At 53.3% G+C, this 21,137-nt stretch carries 16 protein-coding genes and 1 tRNA gene; 6 read left to right on the plus strand and 11 right to left on the minus strand.

Annotated elements, in window-relative coordinates; translation table 11 throughout:
* The 3 genes from ACK4S7_RS10055 to ACK4S7_RS10065 form a co-directional block, all read right to left on the minus strand.
* Positions 1-181, minus strand: a 181-nt coding sequence (locus ACK4S7_RS10055) for a hypothetical protein (protein ID WP_409646444.1), incomplete at its 3' end; no start/stop codon positions are given.
* On the minus strand, positions 182-1,072 hold the full coding sequence (locus ACK4S7_RS10060) for a GumC family protein (protein WP_409646446.1): 891 nt from the start codon (positions 1,070-1,072) through the stop codon (positions 182-184). It lies immediately after the preceding gene.
* Positions 1,073-1,151: 79 nt separating this feature from the next.
* Positions 1,152-2,546: an O-antigen ligase family protein gene (locus ACK4S7_RS10065; RefSeq protein ID WP_409646448.1), complete on the minus strand. Its 1,395-nt coding sequence runs from the start codon at positions 2,544-2,546 to the stop codon at positions 1,152-1,154.
* 322 nt (positions 2,547-2,868) lie between these two features.
* Between ACK4S7_RS10065 and ACK4S7_RS10070 the strand changes: the two genes are divergently transcribed.
* The 4 genes from ACK4S7_RS10070 to ACK4S7_RS10085 all read left to right on the plus strand — a co-directional run bounded on the left by ACK4S7_RS10070 (position 2,869) and on the right by ACK4S7_RS10085 (position 11,751).
* Positions 2,869-3,930, plus strand: coding sequence for a hypothetical protein (locus tag ACK4S7_RS10070; protein ID WP_409646450.1), 1,062 nt, complete (start codon positions 2,869-2,871; stop codon positions 3,928-3,930).
* A 184-nt stretch (positions 3,931-4,114) separates the two neighbouring features.
* Positions 4,115-7,978, plus strand: coding sequence for a hypothetical protein (locus tag ACK4S7_RS10075; protein WP_409646452.1), 3,864 nt, complete (start codon positions 4,115-4,117; stop codon positions 7,976-7,978).
* A gap of 207 nt (positions 7,979-8,185) precedes the next feature.
* Positions 8,186-10,297, plus strand: a complete 2,112-nt coding sequence (locus ACK4S7_RS10080; protein WP_409646454.1) for a type I secretion system permease/ATPase — start codon at positions 8,186-8,188, stop codon at positions 10,295-10,297.
* A complete protein-coding gene (locus ACK4S7_RS10085) occupies positions 10,294-11,751 on the plus strand; it encodes an HlyD family type I secretion periplasmic adaptor subunit (protein WP_409646456.1) in 1,458 nt (485 codons plus the stop codon). Before ACK4S7_RS10080 ends, ACK4S7_RS10085 begins: the two co-directional genes overlap by 4 nt.
* Before the next feature lie 117 nt (positions 11,752-11,868).
* On the opposite strand, the gene ACK4S7_RS10090 is transcribed toward ACK4S7_RS10085, so the two are convergent.
* Both ACK4S7_RS10090 and recJ read right to left on the minus strand, forming a co-directional pair.
* Positions 11,869-11,943, minus strand: a tRNA-Glu gene (locus ACK4S7_RS10090).
* Between the two features lie 66 nt (positions 11,944-12,009).
* A complete protein-coding gene (gene recJ, locus ACK4S7_RS10095; protein WP_409646457.1) occupies positions 12,010-13,776 on the minus strand; it encodes a single-stranded-DNA-specific exonuclease RecJ in 1,767 nt (588 codons plus the stop codon).
* 71 nt (positions 13,777-13,847) lie between these two features.
* Between recJ and ACK4S7_RS10100 the strand changes: the two genes are divergently transcribed.
* Positions 13,848-14,309, plus strand: coding sequence for a flavodoxin family protein (locus tag ACK4S7_RS10100; RefSeq protein ID WP_409646459.1), 462 nt, complete (start codon positions 13,848-13,850; stop codon positions 14,307-14,309).
* Here ACK4S7_RS10100 and ACK4S7_RS10105 read toward each other — a convergent pair.
* The 4 genes from ACK4S7_RS10105 to ACK4S7_RS10120 all read right to left on the minus strand — a co-directional run bounded on the left by ACK4S7_RS10105 (position 14,306) and on the right by ACK4S7_RS10120 (position 18,505).
* A complete protein-coding gene (locus tag ACK4S7_RS10105) occupies positions 14,306-14,980 on the minus strand; it encodes a uracil-DNA glycosylase family protein (protein WP_409646461.1) in 675 nt (224 codons plus the stop codon). The two genes, ACK4S7_RS10100 and ACK4S7_RS10105, sit on opposite strands and share 4 nt — an antisense overlap.
* The gene (gene glpX, locus ACK4S7_RS10110) at positions 14,883-15,866 is read right to left on the minus strand and encodes a class II fructose-bisphosphatase (protein ID WP_409646462.1); all 984 of its coding nucleotides are present in this window, start codon (positions 15,864-15,866) and stop codon (positions 14,883-14,885) included. The genes ACK4S7_RS10105 and glpX overlap by 98 nt, the downstream gene beginning before the upstream one ends.
* A gap of 179 nt (positions 15,867-16,045) precedes the next feature.
* The gene (locus ACK4S7_RS10115; protein ID WP_409646463.1) at positions 16,046-17,365 is read right to left on the minus strand and encodes a homoserine dehydrogenase; all 1,320 of its coding nucleotides are present in this window, start codon (positions 17,363-17,365) and stop codon (positions 16,046-16,048) included.
* A 78-nt stretch (positions 17,366-17,443) separates the two neighbouring features.
* Positions 17,444-18,505 carry a DUF1176 domain-containing protein gene (locus ACK4S7_RS10120; RefSeq protein WP_409646465.1) on the minus strand — a complete coding sequence of 354 codons (1,062 nt, stop codon included), beginning with the start codon at positions 18,503-18,505 and terminating at the stop codon, positions 17,444-17,446.
* 70 nt (positions 18,506-18,575) lie between these two features.
* Between ACK4S7_RS10120 and ACK4S7_RS10125 the strand changes: the two genes are divergently transcribed.
* The gene (locus ACK4S7_RS10125; RefSeq protein ID WP_409646466.1) at positions 18,576-19,445 is read left to right on the plus strand and encodes a 3-hydroxyacyl-CoA dehydrogenase NAD-binding domain-containing protein; all 870 of its coding nucleotides are present in this window, start codon (positions 18,576-18,578) and stop codon (positions 19,443-19,445) included.
* Positions 19,446-19,447: 2 nt separating this feature from the next.
* On the opposite strand, the gene metC is transcribed toward ACK4S7_RS10125, so the two are convergent.
* Together metC and ACK4S7_RS10135 are read right to left on the minus strand one after the other, a co-directional pair.
* The gene (gene metC / locus ACK4S7_RS10130; RefSeq protein WP_409646468.1) at positions 19,448-20,671 is read right to left on the minus strand and encodes a cystathionine beta-lyase; all 1,224 of its coding nucleotides are present in this window, start codon (positions 20,669-20,671) and stop codon (positions 19,448-19,450) included.
* On the minus strand, positions 20,626-21,137 hold a 512-nt coding region (locus ACK4S7_RS10135), incomplete at its 5' end, for a sulfurtransferase (RefSeq protein ID WP_409646469.1). The genes ACK4S7_RS10135 and metC, both read right to left, overlap by 46 nt.

The raw sequence follows: 21,137 nt of genomic DNA on the forward strand, positions 1-21,137 counted from the left end.
GCCGGGTATCCGGCGGGCCCTTTCGCTTGTGCGGTGCAGCGCCGATGCTGCAATGCGTTAACGCCATGGAATCCCGCGATTCGCGCTGCCCTGCCTGTGGATAGGTATAAATAACTAAGGCAAAACAGTCACTTGATGGGGCATTCGCGGATTCCCCGCGGTCCTGCTGAGTCAAGGGCATTTATTTCAGTTTTTTTACCATGCGCGCCTTGCTCTCTGCAGCGATACGGTCAGCAGTCGCCTCGGCTAATTCGTTATTCAGTGCTTCGAGATCGGTAGCGGCCAAAGTTCGCTCGATTTGCGTTTTGCCATCGGGTCCAACAGTGCGCGCCAGTGAAACGATACCTTTGCTTGACGCGTAGTTTACAAGGTCGCGTTGAGATTGCTCAAGCCTTGCCCTCAAATCAGCCAAACGGCCTTCAAGAAATTTGCGCGCATCTGCGGTTGACGCAAATCTCCGGTCCATGCTCGCGGCGATAAACTGCTGCGTCCAAGCATTCGAGATTCGAGCAGAAAGTTGCGGTGACGCGCTTGTGTAACTCACGTCAATTAAAGCCGAACCACGGACGGGCACAATTTCAACGTGACCAATCAAAAGATCGACGGCCGTAGCTTCGCGCCTTGCATATTCTGCACTGGATACTGGCCCGGTTTTTGTGGCGAACATGCCACTTGTGCCGTTAACATCTATACCATGTGCTTCGAAAAAGCCGTCGGCAGTTGCAAGTTTCAGTTCGCGCGCGACTCGTTCAGCAAGCGACCGTGCTTCAAGCAAAGAGTATTGCGTCTGGTAGAATTCAAGATCCTGTCCGACATCCCGCGATTCTAGGCTATCCACATTGGTAATGTTTTTTTGCTCGCGGTTTATCTCTATGCGAGATTTCGCTGTATATTGCGGCGTCATAAGCAACGTTACAGTCAACCCCACGACCAAAGCTGCTATTAAGATGCCAGCTATCAACCACTTCCAGCGCAGAACAACCTGCCAATACTGCAATATTATTGGGGGTGCCAATTGACGGACGGCCTGACTTCCGTTGGGGTTGGCATCATATTCTGCATTACCCGTCATTGGCGGTGTCACCTGAAGCATAAATGGTCTCAACAAAATCTCATGATACGCACGATGAGCGCCGACCTAGACAAACCAGCTAATTAGTGCCAGCCTTTTCCTTGGTTCGGCGCTGAATTCCGAACAGCCATAACAAGCTGATCGACATAAAGGCCGAAAGACTGGGAACCCGAAGGGGATAATCGGTCATGCTGGCCGCCGCCAGTATCGTAAAAATGGCCAGGCCAGTTTTGGCCAGTTCCTTCGACTGACTGTCTATTCGCAGTCCGCTGAAAGCGTTGAATCCGGCTTTTGCTACCACAACCAACGACAGTAGAACGATGATTATGCCTGGAATTCCCGCAGTCAGAAAAACATCGATAAAATCGTTATGAACTTGATTGACGTGGCTGGCCATCAAAAGACGTTCTGGTTCATAGACTTGATATGTCATGGCAAAGGACCCCCCGCCAGATCCAAAAGGTAGATAGTCGGCAGCAAATTTTGTTATTGGTCCCCAAATCTGGAACCGAAGCTCATCTGCAGGGGCGCGGGATGTGAAACGGCTAAGCGCCTGTGCTCTTGACAAGATAAGAGTAATTGCCCCGAGAGAGGTCACTGCCAGACCGACAGCCGCATATAGCGGCCAGGGATTTCTGATCTTTCGTTTCGAAGCTTGGCTGGGTTGCGGCTTTCTATAAATCACTGCAGCAAAAGCGATGCCTATAATTGAGAGTATGACCCCTGTTCTAGAGCCAGTCACGAGAATTAGCGGCACAAGAAAGATGGCGACTGCAGCAGCAGCCCAACCTTTCACTTTCAGTTTTTCCGCGGTTCCTTCCCCCATCGTTGCATAAGCGGCCAACATCGGGAACATGCATGCCAATAATGTTGCCTGGTGATTACGATTGGCAAACAACCCAACGGCAGCACCGTCGTTGGTTAGAGCGTAGAGGTACAAGGAATTTTGACTGCCACCAGTCACTTGCAATAAGCCCCACACGCCCGAAAAAAAACCAATTATCAACATAATAGGCAGTAAGAGCGCTCGCTCGCTTCGCGTTAGTTGGCAGCCAAGCAGAAGCGCTGCGAAAGGTACCGCCAACGAAAAAATCGCATTCATCGTCGAGTCCGGAACCAATGCAAGTGGGCGTAAACCCGAACTAACGCCAAGCTCCAGATTGACCGCCGACATAATCTGTTCCGTCGGCGTATCAGTTGAAAACATTGAGGAAAAAGGAGAAATATGAAATAGCTGCAGGGCAAGGGCGGCGAACATTAAGGAAATTGGCATCCTATATTGCAGCAGATGCTCCCGACTTATTGTCCATAAGGCGAATCCGCAGACGACCAAGGCCGTGGGCCGCACGATCGCCAGCGATTGCGCATCTGCCCGCGAACTTCCTCCCGTAAAGACGATGAAGAAAACAAATAAAATGAAAAGCCAAAAACGAAAGCTGACTTCACGCGATCCAATATTTGTTAGCGCTCGCAAATGGACCCACCATCAACTCTGCGCAGACCTAAACAGCAGCGCGTTTACCAGTTAGGGCGCGATAGCATGACAGTTGGGCAAGTCAACGTTGTAGCCGGAGCGCGTAGCTTCCATCGGCGCGTAATGCCAAGAACATGAAATATTACGTTCATATCAAGTGAGGAATACAGGTTATGACCGGCATGGAGCCTTACCGTTCGCCCGGCAAAGTCGACAGCGATTTAACGCAAAGTGTAGAAGAATGATGTTGGGAATAAACAAAAACAAAAGCAGCCGAAGGCTTTTACGCTGCGCTTCAATCGCGCTCGCGCTTATATGGGGCGTGCATTTTTTCGGCGGCGAAGCGGTGATGGGTGCGCCAACTGAAAACCTGCAACCTGTTCAGACTGCACCGCGCGACACGCTCTATTACCACTCAGCGCAAAAAGTCCGCATCACTCGAAGACACGCCGTCATGGGGGGCTTTAGATTTGGAGGTCAATACAGCCGGGGTTACGCGCCGACCTTCCCCGTCGTTAATCAGGTTGCCGATCTTACTACCATGAAGGGCGCTGAAACCGAAACCAAAGATGAGGCATGGTATGCGGTTTTTGCTTGTGCCAATGATGGTGACGCAACAGCAGTTCTCCGGCTGATGCCCTATCTTCGGGTTGGCTTGCCATCGGGGGGCATTTTTCCGACTGTGAAGGGTGGTGAAGGGTTCAATTACACGGGCGATGCGGATTATCGCAAAGCTGTAGATCATAGCTGGGTGTCCGCAAATAACCTTGTAGGCACCGAGGCATTGCTGATATCCGAGGGCGGTGGTTGGTCGGGCCGGATCACCAGAGTTGCGTTTAACAATAAGAATGAAATTTCATTCAAAGATCCCGGAGCGCTCACCAAAGGCGATTTTGTCTTGGTGGCGCCCCCCAATTGTACGCATTTTGTTTGGTTAGCTGATTTCTATCGAGATACTGGAGAGGTCCGCAACATTTACGACAGCGGGTTCATCGTCAAATCCAAAATGATCGACATCCAGAAAACTCAGGACGGGACCGATGTGTCGTCAGGTCATTACGCCCCAGGCGTGAAGGCCAAGATAGTTGACATGCGGGGGTATGTTTCGCCGCTGGCTACGATGGGTATCATGGACACATCGCTAGTTCTTAATACAGCTTCGACAGGGAGTTATGCCGAATATTATGACGGCGACGGATCAGCGCATATAATCGACACGCGTGCCGCAACGAAGGCGATATCTGGCAGGGCCCAAACTGTAGTGTTTTCAAATATTCAGGTTCCATTTCTCTACCATCAGTCGTTCGTTTGGTCGAACGCAGGCGGACTTGCGAACGCCAGGACAAATGGTCAGTTTAATGTGACGGGTTGGGCCGTGCCTTGAACGCCCTAAGCCATTCAATTTTGGTAATTTACAGACTAATGTGGGCGGAGGTGTCATTAACATATTGCCCTATCGGGGCAGTCAATTATAGCCCAAGTTCTAGTACCATGGATGGATGAAAAATATGCTGTTGCTGCCCGAAAGTTGGACGTCGTTCATTGTCCGTGATCCCGCAGGGAACAGCATGCTATCTGGGGCTGGCAGCCGGCAGGCCGACCTTTCAAATTTGGCACCTGGGCGTTATTCTTTGACGTCCTCCGAAAGCAATAAACGATACGAAATTATCCGTTCAAATAATATCCCGGGAGGGGTCCTGCTAGCAAATCCCGGGACGAGCAGCACACAATTTACTTTTGGCACATCAACGGACGGGGGGCCGTATTTTGTACGCGTCAAAGATACGGCGGGTGTCGTTCAACAAAGTTTTTACGTTTACTCCCCTGACACGACGTTAAGACTTCCCGCTGGTAGTTGGAGCGTTACCATCGCTCAGCCCGGCGAAAATGGCTTTGATTTTGTGGCTCAGGTTGGCGCGGCAGGTGAGCTAGAAAAACTTAACGGCATTGAGCTTGTCAACAGAGCCGACTGGTTTCTGGATTCTTTAACCTATGGAACGAAAATTAATGACGTTGCCAACTACACCGGCACGAGACTGTTTGAATTCGAAGACACAAATCCACAACATGTGATCCAAATACGCGATCCTCAAACGAGATCAATTTCAACATATTTCAGCCAAAACAATAGTTTGTCCCTTCAGCTGGGACTGGGCGCATTCGAGTGGCGGGTTTTGGGTATCGCCCAGTCATCCATAATGTATCCGGCGCTAATTGAAGGGCTTGGTAATGTCCAAGGAGGATGGACGCCCTTTACACACAGGTTTGAGAGCGCCCGGACACGGGTTGGTCTGACCGTACCTGCGGACGTGTCGAATTATGTTATCCGCACGCCCGAAGGAAATAGCGTTGTTAGTGATAACTACGGAACGTGGATTGATTTGTCTTCCTTGGAGCCGGGTAGATATTCATTGACCGGAAATGGACTGAGCGGATTTTTTCGAGAAGATTTGGTTATTGCAAGCGAGATATACGGCGGCGCACTTGCAGTTCGGGATTTAGATGGCGGCAGAATAAAAATAACTTTTCAAGATGAAACGCCGGCGCCGTTTTATTATGTATCAGTAAGCAAGCTTGATGGGTCTAATGTGACGGCCTTTTATAATTATTCGTCATCCATTGAATTGCAACTGGAAGATGGAAAATATTTAGTTTCAATTGCTGAGTCAGGTAGTAGGGGCTTTTCGTTTAGCGCTTATGTGCTGGCCGGAAAGCTGTCTTTCGTGGAGGGCATTGCCACGCGAGACAAAATAGATTGGTATATGGATGCACTTGTAAAAAGTGACCCTTTCAGTCCGATTAGTCTTAGCAGCGGCTTGACGAATTTTTCGTTTAACGCGCCGCCGTCAGGAAATTTTCTAATTCAAATACGTGATCCTTGGACCAAGAGCGTTGGGACCTACTTCTCCCAAAAGCCGCAGTTGGACATTGAATTAGGGCTAGGTCAATTTCAATGGCGGGCTTTTTTGCTTCCAGATCAAGTCAACATCACTGGGGATGTCATATCCAATATAACGGCGGTAGTTGGCGGTTGGGCATCATTTGAGCGGTTTTCAAAGCCCTTTGCCACTGACTATATTCTCGGACGCGAGCCGGATAAGGTGTTCAGCGCCGATGAACTAACATTCAACTATCCATCCGATGCTACCCGGCTATCAGATGGATCAATTGTTGTTACAAATACCTATGCTTCGACGATCGAGCGAATATATTCCGATGGGCAGGTCGAGCGTCTCGCGGGAGGTAATAGCGTTGGCTACACTGAACAAGGAATTGGTAGAGAGGTTCTGATCAATCGGCCTGGACAGATATTGAACAACAAAAATGGAACAATCTACTTTGTGGATTCGTCAAATCTTGTCGTTCGAGAGATCAACCTCGAGACGGGTATCGTTAAGACTATTTTGGGTAGTCCAAACAATTTGCGGCCCACAATAGTGGATGGCCAAATCGTTGGCTTAGGAGACATTTATGCCCTTGGTCGAGATAATCGTGGGCAGCCGTTTATTACCGCAGCAGAAGCAACTATTGTGGGCGATCGCTTGCAAAGCGGCGAAACCAAAGTGTTGCGGCACAGTGACATCGGGCGCTGGTATTTCTGGGAATATGACCGCAGCACCCTTACACCCGGAACGCAGTTCATTGACATATTATTTCATGATGATGTAATCTCAGTTCTGGCAGCTGACGGAGGAACCAAGCGTTACCTGCAGTTCAACGAGCAAGGCCTGTTGCTTGCAAACCTCGAAATTGGCGGGGCCTTTGGAGCAGGGTTAGTAAAAGACCCCATAACGGGTGATCTGCTGATTGGTAATCATACTGCAATCACGCGATTAAACCACCGGACACTGGTGCAAAGCCCATTTCCCTTTCCGGAACCGTTTGCCAATGTGAGCTATATGGAGATTGACGGTACAAATCTTGTTATCACCGACTCTGACCGTGGCCGCGTATATAGCTATGATCTAATGGCCCGCAGCCTGACGGCAGTATATGGTCAGCGCTCTTCGACTTCAAATGTTATTGTCGACCTGGAATCGGTCAATGGTTCATTGCTAATGCTGGATAATTTGACCCCTCGGGTTCTCGAATATGACCAAGGAAGAATTAGGTCAATATCTGGAAATGGGACACAAGCGCGGAGCAATCAAAGCGGGTACGCTGTAGACAACACATTATTTTACCCGAATGCCATAGCGGCAGGTCCTGATGGTTCAGTCTATTTTGTTGATGCAAATCATCGAATATCGCGAATAGCGCCTGACCAGTCTGTGTCACCCTTTGCCGGGTTAATAACGTCAGGCTACTCAGGGGATGGCGGCTTGGGTATCAACGCTCGCTTTCAATCCATCTATGGCTTGGACGTAGCTGCCGATGGCAGTATTTATGTCGCTGATTCGTTTAATCATGCCATTCGAAAAATTTCCGCGGACGGCATAGTTTCCACCCTCGTCGGTAACGGATTGGCAAGCTTGGCATCGACTGCGGTTGCAGGCCAATCGGCCTTAAATGTTCCAAACCGAGTCTTGGTAACGGACGCCGGCCGAATATTCATTGCCGATTCCTGGAACAACCGTGTTGTCGAGTTGACTCCTGACGGAAGATTAGTCGCAACGGCGGGCGTCGGTAAATTTACGACCTACCAGGGCGGTGGCAGTTTTTCAGGTGACGGTGGCGATGCTGCTTTGGCGGGACTCAATACACCAACGGGGCTCGCATATTACGAGTCTGACGGCACATTGTTCATTGCCGATAGTTTTAACAACCGAATCCGCTATGTTGATAGCGCTGGCAATATCCACACCCTTGTGGGGGCCGACAGAGGTTACGAATTCGGGAAGCTACTGAACCTTCCTAATGACGTTGCCCTGGTTGGCGACGACCTATTTATTGCCGACACCGGCAATGCGCTGGTGCTAAAACTGGTGGGCGTAGACCGCACCGGGAATGATTTTGCGAGTTCACTGGATGTTGGCAAGGCCATAACCCGCTCACGCTTTGCTAGCCGGTCTGAATATGTTAGCTCTGACGATGCAGATTTTTATAATCTGACCGGGTACAATAACGGTCTGGTAACGATCACGGCAGCTCAATCGGGGTTAACGATTAAATTTTCTAGCGGTGTCGGAGGATATTATGGTGAACGCATTCTGACCGCTGGCCAGTCGGTTGATATCGATGCGGATGAACACAATTATGTCATCGTCTCGGCAAGCGAAAAGCAAAAGTATACAATGGTGTTCGGCCAGTCGTCGCAAATGATTTCAAATAATGCCGTCGTTGCGATGTTGGAATCGCGGGAACTTGAAGTAAGTGCATTTGACCCGCGGCTTTCGCTGATGGTGCAAGCTATGGCTTCATTTGCAGATGGCAGCGGCATTTCGTCGAACAGATTGCAAGAGTCCGATCCGATATTTGATTATTTTGCATGATGTCGCAACGCTGGTTAACCTTCAGGGCGCAAGCGAGTTCGGATTGCAAAAATTATCACGCAGGATATCTAACGAATAAAAAAGAAGTCTTGCTATATCACGGGGTTGAGGCAGGGCTGGAAGCGAGCGCCGACAATTTCCAAACCAGAATTCGACAAGGATGTAGCCATCTCTGAACCGATCAGACACGACGCTGTTAATAATTCCTTGGCGTCTTTTGTTTTACTAGCGAAATTTTTTGGCATTCCGGCAGATGCAGATCAAATCGCGCATGCCCGAGGCAAGGGCAATGAACCATATAGTCTTGAAGACCTTGCGCGGATTTCCAAGCAACTGAATCTTATCGCGCGCATTAAGAATTCGACGTTGAATGAGATTCACAAGGTTCCGCTTCCCGGGCTTTTAGAAACTGTGGGCGGTGACGCAGTGATCTTGCTTAAAATCGACAGCCAAAGTCCGCACCCGCTTTACCTGATCCAGCGTGGCGATTCTGATCGGCCAGAGGTGTGGACCCAGGAGCAAGCAGCTGAGCTATTTGCGGGACGGCTATTACTTATGACGAGCCGCGAAGCGATGGTTGGCGACAGACGCCCGTTCGACATTAGCTGGTTTATCCCGGCCTTGGTCAAATACCGCAGGTCTCTCCGTGACGTTCTCATTGGCTCTTTCTTCCTTCAGCTGATGGGACTGGTCTCACCGATCTTCTTTCAACTGGTGATTGACAAGGTGCTGGTTCACCAATCCATGGCCACGCTTGAGGTTCTCGCTTTTGGCTTGGCAGTTGTCTTAATTTTTGAAACTTTGATGTCGGGTCTCCGGAATTGGTTGTTCGCGCACACCACGAACCGCATCGATAGTGAGCTTTCATCAAAAATGTTTAGGCACCTGTTAAACCTCCCCATCTCCTACTTCGAGGCGCGCCGGGTGGGCGACAGCATCGCGCGGGTGCGGGAGCTCGAAAGTATCAGGGAGTTTCTCACTTCTAACGCTGTAACGGTGGTCATCGACCTGTTCTTTTCCGTTGTGTTTTTTGCAGTGATGTACCTGTACTCTCCGATGTTGACACTGATTGTGCTGCTCTCGATCCCACTGTATGTTGCGATTTCGGTGTTCATCTCTCCCCATTTGCGTAATTTGCTCGAAGAGAAATTTCGGCGTGGAGCGGAAAACCAATCCTTCCTCGTAGAGAGCGTGACGGGTATTGGGACACTCAAAGCCATGGCGGTCGAACCGCAAATGCGCGATCGGTGGGAGAAACTTTTTTCAGGCTATACCAATGTCGGTTTTGATGTCGCCAAGCTTGCCAATTGGGGCAGTCACCTAATTCAGATTGTGTCGAAGCTCACCACTGTTGCTATCCTTTATTTTGGCGCCATGGCGGTCATTGAAGGTGACCTTTCGGTAGGCTCTCTGGTGGCGTTTAACATGCTCGCAGGTCGAGTCGCAGCTCCAATTCTGCGGCTGTCCCAGCTCTGGCAGGATTTTCAGCAAGTACGTATATCGGTAGAACGTCTGGGCGATGTATTGAACGCGCCCGGTGAACCGGAATACAGCCCGGCTCGTGCCAGCCTGCCGCCGATTGCGGGTGCCATCCGGTTCGACAAAGTGCGTTTCCGTTATCGCCCTGATGCGCCAGAAGCGTTGCGTGGCGTGAGCCTCGACGTGCGGGCGGGCGAGATGCTCGGCATTGTCGGGCCATCCGGTTCGGGAAAATCAACACTGACGAAGTTGGTCCAGCGCCTCTACACGCCTGAACAGGGAAGGGTATCGGTCGATGGAGTTGATCTTGCATTGGTGGACCCTCCTTGGCTGCGGCGACAGATCGGGGTTGTTTTGCAAGAAAGCATATTGTTCAATCGTTCCGTGCGCGAAAATATTGCTTTGGGTGACCCAACCTGTCCTATGGAGGACGTGATTAAAGCCGCAACGTTAGCAGGTGCACATGATTTCATTTTGTCGCTCAACCACGGCTATGACACGATCATCGACGAGCGCGGGGCGAATCTGTCCGGCGGCCAGCGGCAGCGCATCGCGATTGCCCGCGCGCTCGTCAACAATCCGCGTATTTTGATCTTCGACGAGGCCACCTCAGCGCTCGATGCCGAGAGTGAAGAGATTATCCAGGACAATCTAGCGGGTATCGCGCAAGGCCGAACAGTGATTATCATCGCACACCGTCTATCAGCAGTCCGCCAGTGCAACCGTATAATCACTGTCGAGGGCGGTGAAGTTACCGAAACGGGGACGCACAGTGAACTGCTTGCAGCAAACGGGCGCTATGCCATGCTGTATAACAAGCAAATGGGCATCAAGCCATGATCGAGCGTTGGTTCCCCAACTTTGTGCGCCATTGGGCTGTGTTCAAGGAAAGCTGGAAACAGCATAATCGGAGTGAAGCCGACGCGAAGCCAATGTCGGACCATGAATTTTTGCCAGCGGCGCTGGAAATCATGGAAAAGCCGCCCAGTCCCGGTTTGCGCTGGCTTCTGCTATCGGTTTGCGGGTTATTCACCCTCGCACTTGTGTGGTCGATAATAGGACGCGTTGACGTGGTCGCCACCGCGAATGGCAAGGTCATTCCATCAGGAAATGTAAAGATCATCCAGCCGATCGAAATCGGCTATGTCCGTAAGATACACGTGCATAACGGGCAGCATGTCGAGGCAGGGCAGTTACTTGTTGAACTGGACCCAACACTTGCCGGTGCCGATGCCGCTCAAGCCAACCAGAAATTGTTAACATCGCAGGTAATAGCTGCTCGCAATATGGCACTGCTCGACCATTTGAATAAGGGTGGCTCGCGATTCACAGCTCCGGCTGGCGCATCGGCAGAAACGGCATCAACGCAGACAGATTTTGTCCAGTCGTCGATAGTGGAATATGAAGCTGAGCGGACCAGCCTTATCCAGCAGCGTGCCGAACGGGCGGCAGATCTGGCCGGATCGGAAGCTGAAATAAGCAAGCTAAAACAAACACTTCCTTTAATGGAAATGCAGCTTGTGGCGCGAAAAGAACTTGCTGAAAAGGGATATTTTTCCAAAATCCGTCTGCTTGAATTTGAACAACAGAAGGTGGAGCATATTCAAAACATCGCCGTGCAAGTGGCGAATGCGTCAAAAGCCCGTGCCGCCATGGCAAATATTGACGCGCAACTTTTGCGACTAAAAGGTAGCTTTCGCAAAAATGCGGTCGCCGAATTATCGGGCGCACAAGAAACCATAGCCTTGTCACGCGAAGATGTGACTAAGTCCGCACGACGGCAAGAATTCCAGCAACTTCGGGCGCCCGTTTCAGGCACAGTGCAGCAACTTGCGATTTCGACAATAGGCGGCGTGGTTCAACCGGCACAAACTTTGATGATAATCGTCCCAGACGATGCCGCAGTTGTGGTTGAGGCGAGCATCATGAACAAGGACATCGGGTTCGTCCGCGAAGGACAGCCGGTGCGGGTAAAACTCGAAGCCTTCAACTTCACTGACTATGGCATAATACCTGGTGTCGTCGATAGTATTAGCCGAGATGCCATTGAAACGAGCCAGCAAAATCTGGATCGCCCGCAAATTGAAGCCGGCCGCCCGCCATCTGGTCAAGGCCCGGTATATGCCGCCAGAATACGTCTGCTAAAACGTACGATAAGCGTTCGAGGAGATGACCGGGTCATCGGCCCTGGACTCGCGGCGCAGATCGAAATCAAAACGGGGGAAAGGCGTATTATCCAATATCTGTTGTCGCCTTTGTCCCAAACAATAGATGAGGCAGGACGGGAGCGCTAAATTCTAGATGTACCCAAAATAAACGGTGCGTGACGCAGTGCCAGAAAATCTCGAAGCTCACGCATCAGCAACATCATGAACACCACCATTTTGTTTCCCAAGGAATATCAGAATGGATGGTGACCCCTACGGGAATCGAACCCGTGTTTCAGCCGTGAAAGGGCCGCGTCCTAACCGCTAGACGAAGGGGCCAATCGCTTGGCGAGCCGCGCCTTTACGGATTCGTTCCGGACACGTCAAGGGCAAGTTCATGCAAATTCAATCGGCGAATGCGATGTCGTCGACATGCAGCTCCGCTTTTGGTGTCGCGCCCCAGTCATCGGTCTTTGCGCGGCCTGCAAACCAATATCGGCGGCCGCGATCTGCGTGGAGCATTGTCTGGCCAAGAATGGTCTCGCCCTGGCGGAATGCCATAGCTTTAAACGACTGGCCATCATCGCCGGCTACAATCGCGCGAACATGGTCCTTTCCGACGATATCGCATTTGATAATGCGCAGCGGCCCCGTCACAACGCGGGGGCCGGGCCAACCCATGCCATACGGGCCAGCGGACTCCATTGCATCGACGAATAACGGGTTAAGACCCCGCGGCGCGACAATCGCGTCTATCAATAGCGCCTTTACCCCCGAAGCGTTGGCGACGTCAGTTGCTAACCGTTCGTCAAGCCAATCGGCCAGAGCTTCAATCTTGTCATACGCGACGGTGAGCCCAGCGGCCATCGCGTGGCCCCCGCCTGACACGAGCAATCCAGCTTCACGCGCTGAAATGATGGCCGCGCCCAGATCGACACCAGCAATCGAACGGCCGGAGCCTTTACCGACGCCATGTTCATCAACCGCAATGACGATGGATGGCTTGCCCGTCTTTTCCTTGATCCTGCCAGCGACAATGCCAATGACACCGGGGTGCCAGCCGTTGCCCGATAACAATGCCACTGCGCGGTTATGCTGGCCGGCAAGCATGGCTTCGGCTTCTTCTTGCACAACTGATTCAATTGCGCGGCGTTCTTCGTTGAGGCGATCCAGTTCTATCGCGATGTCTTGTGCCTCAACTGCATCTTCAGTGATCAACAAACGCACGCCAAGGTCGGATTTTCCGACCCGGCCGCCAGCGTTGATGCGTGGGCCCAGGGCAAAGCCCAAGTCGGAGCATATCGGCGCGCGTGTTAGGCGGCTGGCTTGTATGAGCGCCGAAAGGCCAATATTGCGGCGGGCACCCATGACCTTAAGCCCTTGCGCCACAAACGCGCGGTTTAGCCCGCGAAGTTGCGCGACATCGGCCACCGTGCCTAAAGCGACAAGATCAAGCAGGTCCATGATCCGGGGTTCGGGCCGAGCGGCAAAATAGCCACGCCCGCGCAAAGTGCGTATCAACGCCGCGCCGAGAAGGAATGCCACACCAACTGCTGCCAGATGCCCGTGGGAGGCTGCATCGTCGGTTTCGTCCAGCCGGTTAGGGTTGACCAGCGCAAACGCCTCAGGAAGCTCTGCGGCGCATTTATGATGGTCTACGACAATGACCTCAAGCCCAGCGGCCTTTGCCTGCGACAGGGCATCATAAGCCATAGCACCGCAATCGACGGTGACGATCAAGCGGCTTCCGCCATCGCCGATGCGGACGAGCGCTTCACCCGACGGACCGTAGCCCTCCATCAGGCGATCCGGAATGTAATAGCCTGCGTTCAACCCCAACATGCGTAGCAAACGGATTAGCAAAGCCGCGCTAGTCGCGCCGTCAACGTCATAGTCGCCATAGACGGTGATTTGCTCTCCCGCCTCAACGGCTTGCGCCAGTCTCAGCGCGGCATGGTCCATGTCCTGGAATATTGACGGGTCTGGCATGAAATTGCGAATGGTCGGGCTGCGGTGACGTTCAATATCGTCGCGTAGAACGCCACGCGCCATCAACAACTGAGTAACGAGATCATCCGGTTGAAAGTCGGGGTCGCGGCCATCAGTCCCGCTGCCGCGCCAGTGCCAGGCTTGGTCGAGGATCGAGTGTTGAATATTGAGGACGGGCTTCATGTTGCTTCCCTATGGCGCGCTGCTGGTGCTAGCAAGTGGGGATGAAGCAAGTGGCAATAATCTGGCACAGTATGACTGGTGGTTCTGAAAGCCTAGCGCAGGCGGCGCATGATGGTGCGGCCCGGGTGCAGGATGTCGATGTGCTTATTTTGAACGCCGCAGAGGCAAGCGCTGAACATATGTTGCGGGCGGACGGCTATCTATTCGTTTTCCCCGAAAATCTGGCGGCGATTAGCGGCGGCATGAAAAGCTTTTTTGACCGATCTTATTACCCTTGCCTCGGCGCACTGAACGGGCGGCCTTATGTAATGATCGTCTGCGCGGGTTCCGACGGACGCAATGCAGTAGCGCAGGCCGAGCGTATCGCCACTGGCTGGCGACTGCGGCAGATTGCCCCGAGCGTCATTGTTTGCACCCTTGCGCAGACCAAAGACGAAATACTGGCGCCCAAGATCATCGATACTGCCGACTTGTCCTCTGCTGCGGACCTCGGCGAACAGCTTGCCACGGGTCTGCAAATGGGAATTTATTAAACGGCCAGCAGCGCCTTGACGCGTTCCTGCAGGATGGGAATGACTTCGCCAATGAACCACGGATTACGCTTCAGCCAGCGGTTATTGCGTGGGGAGGGATGCGGCAACGGAAGGTTTTCTGGCCAATAGCTGCGCCAATTCTCCACTGTCTGAGTCAACGTTGCGGTTTTGTCCATGCCAAGGTGCCATTCGAGGGCGTGTCGGCCAAGCAATATGGAGAGTTCTACTTGCGGCATCGCGTCGAGCAGTGGCCGCCGCCAATGCCGTGCGCATTCCGGGCGAGGAGCGGCGTCTCCGCCAGATCCGGTTCCCGGAAAGCAAAATCCCATGGGGACAATGGCGATTTTGCTGGGGTCGTAAAAGACATCGTCTGTGACGCCCAGCCAAGCCCGCAACCGCTTACCGCTGGCATCATCAAACGGGCGACCTTTGGCATGTGTAATCCGGCCGGGCGCTTGCCCCACAATCAATATGCGCGCAGATGCAGACGCCTGAACGATTGGTTTTGGTCCAAGGGGCAGATTATCGCAAAGTGTGCATTTGCGAATTTGCTGGACCAGTTGGTCAACTAGATTAACCGAGATGGTCAGCTTTGCGGTGCTCGCTTTTGACCCAGCGAACCGTTCCCGAAGAGGCGCGCATAACGACGCTTTCGGTGGTGACGCGGCCATCGCGCAAGGTTTTCACGCCCTCAAGCAACGATCCATGCGTAACGCCAGTTGCGGCAAAGATGCAATCGCCCTTGGCAAGCTCTTCAAGGTCGTAAATTTTGTCCAGATCCTCAATGCCCCATTTGCGCGCACGCAACCGTTCATCGTCGTTGCGGAAAAGCAAGCGGCCCTTGAACTGGCCGCCGACACAACGTAACGCTGCTGCCGCCAGAACGCCCTCAGGTGCTCCACCGCTGCCCATGTAGATGTCGACGGTGGTATCGGGGTCAGTGGTTGCGATGACGCCAGCAACATCGCCATCTGGGATAAGCATGACGCCGCACCCAATGGCACGCAGTTCGGCTATCAGCTTTTCATGGCGCGGACGGTCAAGTACGCAGACGATAAGCTCATGGGACGACACGCCTTTTTCCGCTGCGACGGCTGCGACATTTTCAGAAACCGATTTGTCGAGGTTGACGATATTCGGAGAATAACCTGGGCCAACAGCAATTTTATCCATATAGACATCAGGCGCGTTGAGCAGATTGCCTTCTTCCGCCACCGCCAGCACCGCAAGCGCATTTGGTCCAGCCTTTGCTGTTATGGTGGTACCCTCCAACGGATCAAGCGCAATATCGATTTTTGGGCCAGTGCCAATGGCAGAACCCACCTTTTCGCCAATGAACAGCATTGGGGCTTCGTCGCGCTCACCTTCGCCAATGACCACGGTGCCATCCATGTACAATTCGTTCAGCGCAGCGCGCATCGCCTCGACAGCGGCGGCATCCGCAGCTTTCTCATCGCCTCGACCAATCAGCTTCGCCGCTGCTATGGCTGCAGCCTCCGTCACCCGCACCATTTCCAGAACAAGGACACGGTCGAGGATTTGGCTTGGTGCAGTCATTTGTATTTCCTAGCTATCTGAGATCAGGGGCGCGCAAACGATGCGACCCATGCGGAACGGTATTTGGAAGCTTAGGTTCCGATAGTGAAGGCAAAGGCTGTTGTCGAGATTGCTTGTCGTGGTTTGCTTATGTCAGCCCTCGACGTCGCTCTCATCGCGATCAATATGTAGGACAAAGGCTATGCCCCCAAAATGTGCATAACCATTGGCTCGCCAAGCAAGCTATCGGACGTTGAGAGCGCAGCAATGGTGTCGTTTATCGCTTGCTCCGGCCCGGCATGCGTAACCATCGCGATCAGCGCCGACCCGTCGTCGCTCGCTTCGGTCTGGATCAGGCTTTCAATCGATAAGCCTGCGTCGCGCATCGCGGCAGTGATCTCGGCGAGTACGCCAACCCGGTCAGCCACCAGCATTCGCAAATACGTCTTGCTGATCCTGTGCGCAGCCGATGCCCGTGGAAACTTTTCCAGTTCAGCCGATGGCATAGAAAATGCAGGACCTGTCTCCTTGCGCGCAATGTCGACGAGATCGGCCACCACTGCTGATGCTGTGGGCTTGTCGCCGGCACCAGCGCCCTGAAATAACAGGCGCCCGGAAAAATTGCCCTCTGCTACCACGGCATTGGTTGCACCAGTCACATGCGCCAAGGGATGGCTTAACGGGACAAGGCACGGTTCGACGCGTTGGAAGATATTGGCCGACCCGTTGTCGCCGTCAATTTCGGCAAGACCAATCAAGCGAATGCGATAGCCCAAGGTTTTGGCCTGTGCGATGTCTGCAGCAAGAATTTTACGGACACCGCGCGCTTCGACACCGCCAAAGTCGATGACCGATCCAAAACTCAGCGATGCGAGTATGGAAAGCTTATGCGCAGCATCAACCCCGTCAATGTCGAACGACGGGTCGGACTCTGCAAATCCCTTGGCCTGCGCATCCGCAAGGACTTGGGCAAAGTCCAACCCGTCGCGCTCCATGGTCGACAAAATGAAATTGCAGGTGCCGTTCAGGATGCCATAGACGCGGTCAATGCGATTGGCCGCCGCCCCATCGCGCAGCCCCTGGATGACAGGAATGCCGCCAGCGACAGCAGCTTCGAATTTGAGCGCCGCCTGTTTGCCTTCGGCAAGTGCCGCAAGTTCAGCCCCGTGATGTGCGATCATTGCCTTGTTCGCAGTTACCAATGCGCGACCAACTGACAAAGTTTCGCGCGCAAGGGTAAGCGCCGGGCCATCGGATCCGCCGACAAGTTCCACTACTACGTCAATATCATCAGCGGTGGCCAGTTCACCCATGTCATCGACCCAGCGGTACGTCGACAGGTCAACGCCACGGTCTTTCGTCCGGTCCCGCGCCGTTACAGCAACGATCTTTATCTCGCGGCCAGCCCTGCGGGCGATGAGCACAGCATTTTCTTCGATTAACCGGATGACGCCACTACCCACGGTTCCAAGACCAGCTAGCCCCACTCTCAATGGGGCATTACGAACAGGGGTGGCCATGGTTAAACGACTTTCTGCCTAAAGGATGCGCACTGCCGCCGCGCTTAAGGAGAATTTGTAGAAATTGCCAGCCCAAGCTTAAGGAGTAAGTCTGACTTCAGCGCGCCAGGTCGGTATCCAATCCGAAGATCCGCGGCATTCGCCCATAAAGCTGGCGGAGATCATGCGAAACATTTGTCCATCCCACACATAGCTGGCCGAAGAGCCACAATCACCAAGACCGCGCGCCTTATTATAAGTGCTGATCGTCTGCGCCGCCGGGTCCCAGCGGGTGTTCACAAGAATGGGTATCCCGCTCTCGGCGGTAAAGCCGGTTGCACCATAATCGAATTTTGTAGGTTCGAACGTCCATGCGCCTTTTTTGTCGCGCCGGGCGGTGTAAATACCTGACGAAACGTTATAAGCGCCCCTGCCACAGGTCACGAGAACCAAAGCCTGGGGTCCGGAGCCGCCAATGCCGAGGCTAAATGCGGTATCTTCGCTCGACTCGAACCGCTCCGCGCCGCAAGGATTGCTGTCAGACAAAGCGATTAACGACGCCGTGTCAGGAAGAACATTGTCGGGCCTGATCCTGCGCGCCGTGATGACAGGGAGGGCGGGCCGCCTGCCTGTCTTTGGTTTGCCAGATATGGCGACAATAGCATTTCTGACACCAGCGCGGCTTTGCTGGGCGTCGATATAGCGGAACGCTGCCGATGCCCCGGCTAGCGACGCTTTGCCAAGTTCGTTACCTGTGTCGTCTAGTAACCTTACAGTGTTCCCGCGCGCCATTGCGCGCGCCAGGTTCAGGGCGGCGGCGTCCGTCACCTGAATTGGTTGACCGAGGACTTTCGTAACGTCGCGCGTCAGCGTTTTGTTGTCAACGCGTACCAAATATCGGCCGGGCTCGAGAGAATTTGATGAAATGCTGATGATCAGTGAAGTGCTTGCACCTGCAGTCCGGGTTACGACAACCGACAGATGCTGCTCAACCAGTTTGTCATCCTGCAAAGCTACCGCTTGGCAATCAAGCCCATTGTCGCAGCCGACCGCCCAGTCCTTGTAAATTTGTACCTTGCCCGGTGTAACTGCCGCCGCTGCGTGGAATGCCGGCAATATTGTTGCTGCCAAAAATGCCAGCCAAATAAACGTCTTGTGCATATTTCCGAAGCTAGCGCTTTTGTATGACCTCCGCTAGGGCCAAAGCATCGTCGTAAGCCGGAGCGAAAAAATGCGTGCAGTGGGAGTCATTGGAGCAGGTCAAATGGGTGCCGGGATCGCGCAGGTGAGCGCCGCTGCGGGATATTATGTGTATTTGTCCGACCTTGATCTTGCCAAGGCAGAGGACGGTAAGGCGACTATTGGGAAAGCGTTAGACCGCCTGATTGCTAAAGATAAAATGGGGCAGGATGCAGCTGACACATTGTTATCGCGCATTGTACCAGTAGGTAGCTACGAGCCGATGGCTGATGCGGGTTTGATTATCGAGGCCGCGACCGAGCGCGAAGAGATCAAGCGCAAGATATTTGAGGCGGTGGGCAGGGTGCTGGGTCATCAGGCAATTCTGGCATCGAACACATCATCAATACCCATTACCCGGCTGGCGCAATCATCGCCTGACCCAAAACGGTTCATTGGTGTGCATTTTTTCAACCCGGTACCTGTCATGGGCCTTATCGAAGTCATTCGCGGGCTTGCGACGACCGATGCGGCTGTCGACGTCGTGCGCAAATATGGGGAAGCGCTCGGCAAGCAATTGGTGTTTGCCAATGATGCGCCCGGTTTCATCGTGAATCGCGTTCTGATGCCGATGATTAACGAAGCATGCTTTGCCTTGGGCGAGGGTGTTGCCAGCATTCGCGATATCGACACTGCCTGCCAACTGGGCCTTAATCATCCCATGGGACCACTAACCTTGGCGGATTTTATCGGGCTTGATACATGTCTTGAGATCACCAAAGTGCTGTTCCAATCCACCGGCGATCCAAAATTCCGGCCAGCACCTTTGCTGCAGAAATATGTCGAGGCCGGATGGTATGGCCGAAAGGTGAAGCGCGGATTTTACGATTATTCCGGCGACGTGCCGCAGCCAACTCGTTGAATCTATACGTCGCGTGCCCTCGCAAAGGCTTGGCCGAGATCGGCGACCAAATCGTCAGTGTCTTCAAGCCCGATTTGTAGCCGGATAAGCGTCCCTGCTTTATTCCAGGGTACAACCGAGCGGTACTTTTCGGGATGAACGGGCAACGCAAGGCTTTCGAAGCCCCCCCAGCTGTAGCCGATACCGAACAGTTCAAGCGCATCAACAAAGACAGCAGCGGTAGCTGCGTCACCTTTGTGCACGAATGAAAACAGCCCGGTGGATCCGGTGAAATCGCGTTTCCAAAATGCGTGCCCTGGGCAGTCCGGTAATGCGGGATGAAACACAGCAGCAACGTCAGGCTGCCTTTGTAGCCATTTCGCAATTTGGAGCGCCGATGTCTCATGCGCTTTCATCCGCACGGACAAGGTGCGCAGGCCGCGGCTGGCAAGATATGCGTCGTCGGGCGACACCGTCTGGCCAAGCTGCTGCGCGGTTTGGCGCAGTCTGGTCCAATATTTCTTATGTGTGGTAACGCTGCCCATCATGACGTCACTGTGACCAACAATATATTTGGTGCACGACAGGATCGCCATATCGACGCCCTTTTCGAGCGCCGTATGGAAATAGGATGTGGCCCATGTGTTATCGAGCAACGTAACCACATTGCGCTTTTTGGCGGCTAGGCAAATGGCGGGAATATCCTGAACTTCGAACGTCAGGCTTCCAGGTGATTCAAGCAATATCGCCTTGGTGCGGTCGCAGAATAAAAGATCATAGTCGGTGATCAGAGGATCAAAATAGCGGGTCTCAACGCCAAATCGCTTCAGAAAACCATCAGCCAACGACCGGCTTGGATCATATGCATTATCCGTCATCAACAAGACGTCTCCGGCCTTGAGAACGGACAATAAGGCACAGGCAATTGCTGCCACGCCTGATGGATACAGCATGGTTCCGTCCGCGCCGGGTTCCATTTCTGTAAGCGCTTCGGCCAATGACCATTGCGTTGGTGAACCGCGGCGTCCGTAAAAGAAACGGCCATCGTGGTTGCCTGATTTACCTGCCTCCAACGCGGCAACATTTTCATATAAATGCGTGCTGGCACGCCAGACAGGCACGTTAACGACGGGCCCCGTTAGCGCACCCCTTCGTCCTGCAGTAACTGATTTCGTGGCCGGCTTTTGAGGCTTCTCAGAACTCAAGCCGCACCTTGTGCTTTGGGAGTATCCTTGTCTAATCCCCATTCCGACCAGCTGCCGTCATAAAGCGAGACGTCGGTCTTCCCGGTCATCCGCGCGCCAAACAAGACGACGGCAGCCGTCATGCCTGACCCACATGTGGTGATCATCGGCTTGCTGAGGTCAACGCCAGCGTCGGCAAATGCCTGCGTCAATTCATCGCCGCGCTTCCATGTGCCATCGGCGTTGAACAGGTTGCTGTATGGCAGATTGCGGCTGCCAGGAATATGTCCTGACGCCATTTCCGGACGGGGCTCGGCTTCTTCACCAGTAAAGCGGCCTGCGCCTCGCGCGTCCACCACGCTGGCTTCCTTGCTGTGCAAATTAGCGAGCATGTCCGCCTTGTTCCGTACAGCCTTGTCGTCTTTCCAGACGGTAAAGTGACGGTGACGCAAGGCTGGCTTGCCGGTTTCCAACGGGCGCCCTTCAGCCTTCCACTTGGCGATGCCGCCATCGAGGACGGCCACATCAT

The sequence above is a fragment of the Sphingorhabdus sp. genome (assembly GCF_046292425.1).
Classification (GTDB): Bacteria; Pseudomonadota; Alphaproteobacteria; order Sphingomonadales; family Sphingomonadaceae; genus Sphingorhabdus_B.

Coding starts and splice junctions, on each gene's coding strand:
- ACK4S7_RS10120 (WP_409646465.1), bottom strand. CDS start 18,505: ATGCACAAGACGTTTATTTGGCTGGCATTTTTGGCAGCAACAATATTG.
- recJ (WP_409646457.1), bottom strand. CDS start 13,776: ATGAAGCCCGTCCTCAATATTCAACACTCGATCCTCGACCAAGCCTGG.
- ACK4S7_RS10060 (WP_409646446.1), bottom strand. CDS start 1,072: ATGACGGGTAATGCAGAATATGATGCCAACCCCAACGGAAGTCAGGCC.
- ACK4S7_RS10115 (WP_409646463.1), bottom strand. CDS start 17,365: ATGGCCACCCCTGTTCGTAATGCCCCATTGAGAGTGGGGCTAGCTGGT.
- ACK4S7_RS10085 (WP_409646456.1), top strand. CDS start 10,294: ATGATCGAGCGTTGGTTCCCCAACTTTGTGCGCCATTGGGCTGTGTTC.
- glpX (WP_409646462.1), bottom strand. CDS start 15,866: ATGACTGCACCAAGCCAAATCCTCGACCGTGTCCTTGTTCTGGAAATG.
- ACK4S7_RS10125 (WP_409646466.1), top strand. CDS start 18,576: ATGCGTGCAGTGGGAGTCATTGGAGCAGGTCAAATGGGTGCCGGGATC.
- metC (WP_409646468.1), bottom strand. CDS start 20,671: ATGGGGATTAGACAAGGATACTCCCAAAGCACAAGGTGCGGCTTGAGT.
- ACK4S7_RS10100 (WP_409646459.1), top strand. CDS start 13,848: ATGACTGGTGGTTCTGAAAGCCTAGCGCAGGCGGCGCATGATGGTGCG.
- ACK4S7_RS10075 (WP_409646452.1), top strand. CDS start 4,115: ATGCTATCTGGGGCTGGCAGCCGGCAGGCCGACCTTTCAAATTTGGCA.
- ACK4S7_RS10105 (WP_409646461.1), bottom strand. CDS start 14,980: ATGGCCGCGTCACCACCGAAAGCGTCGTTATGCGCGCCTCTTCGGGAA.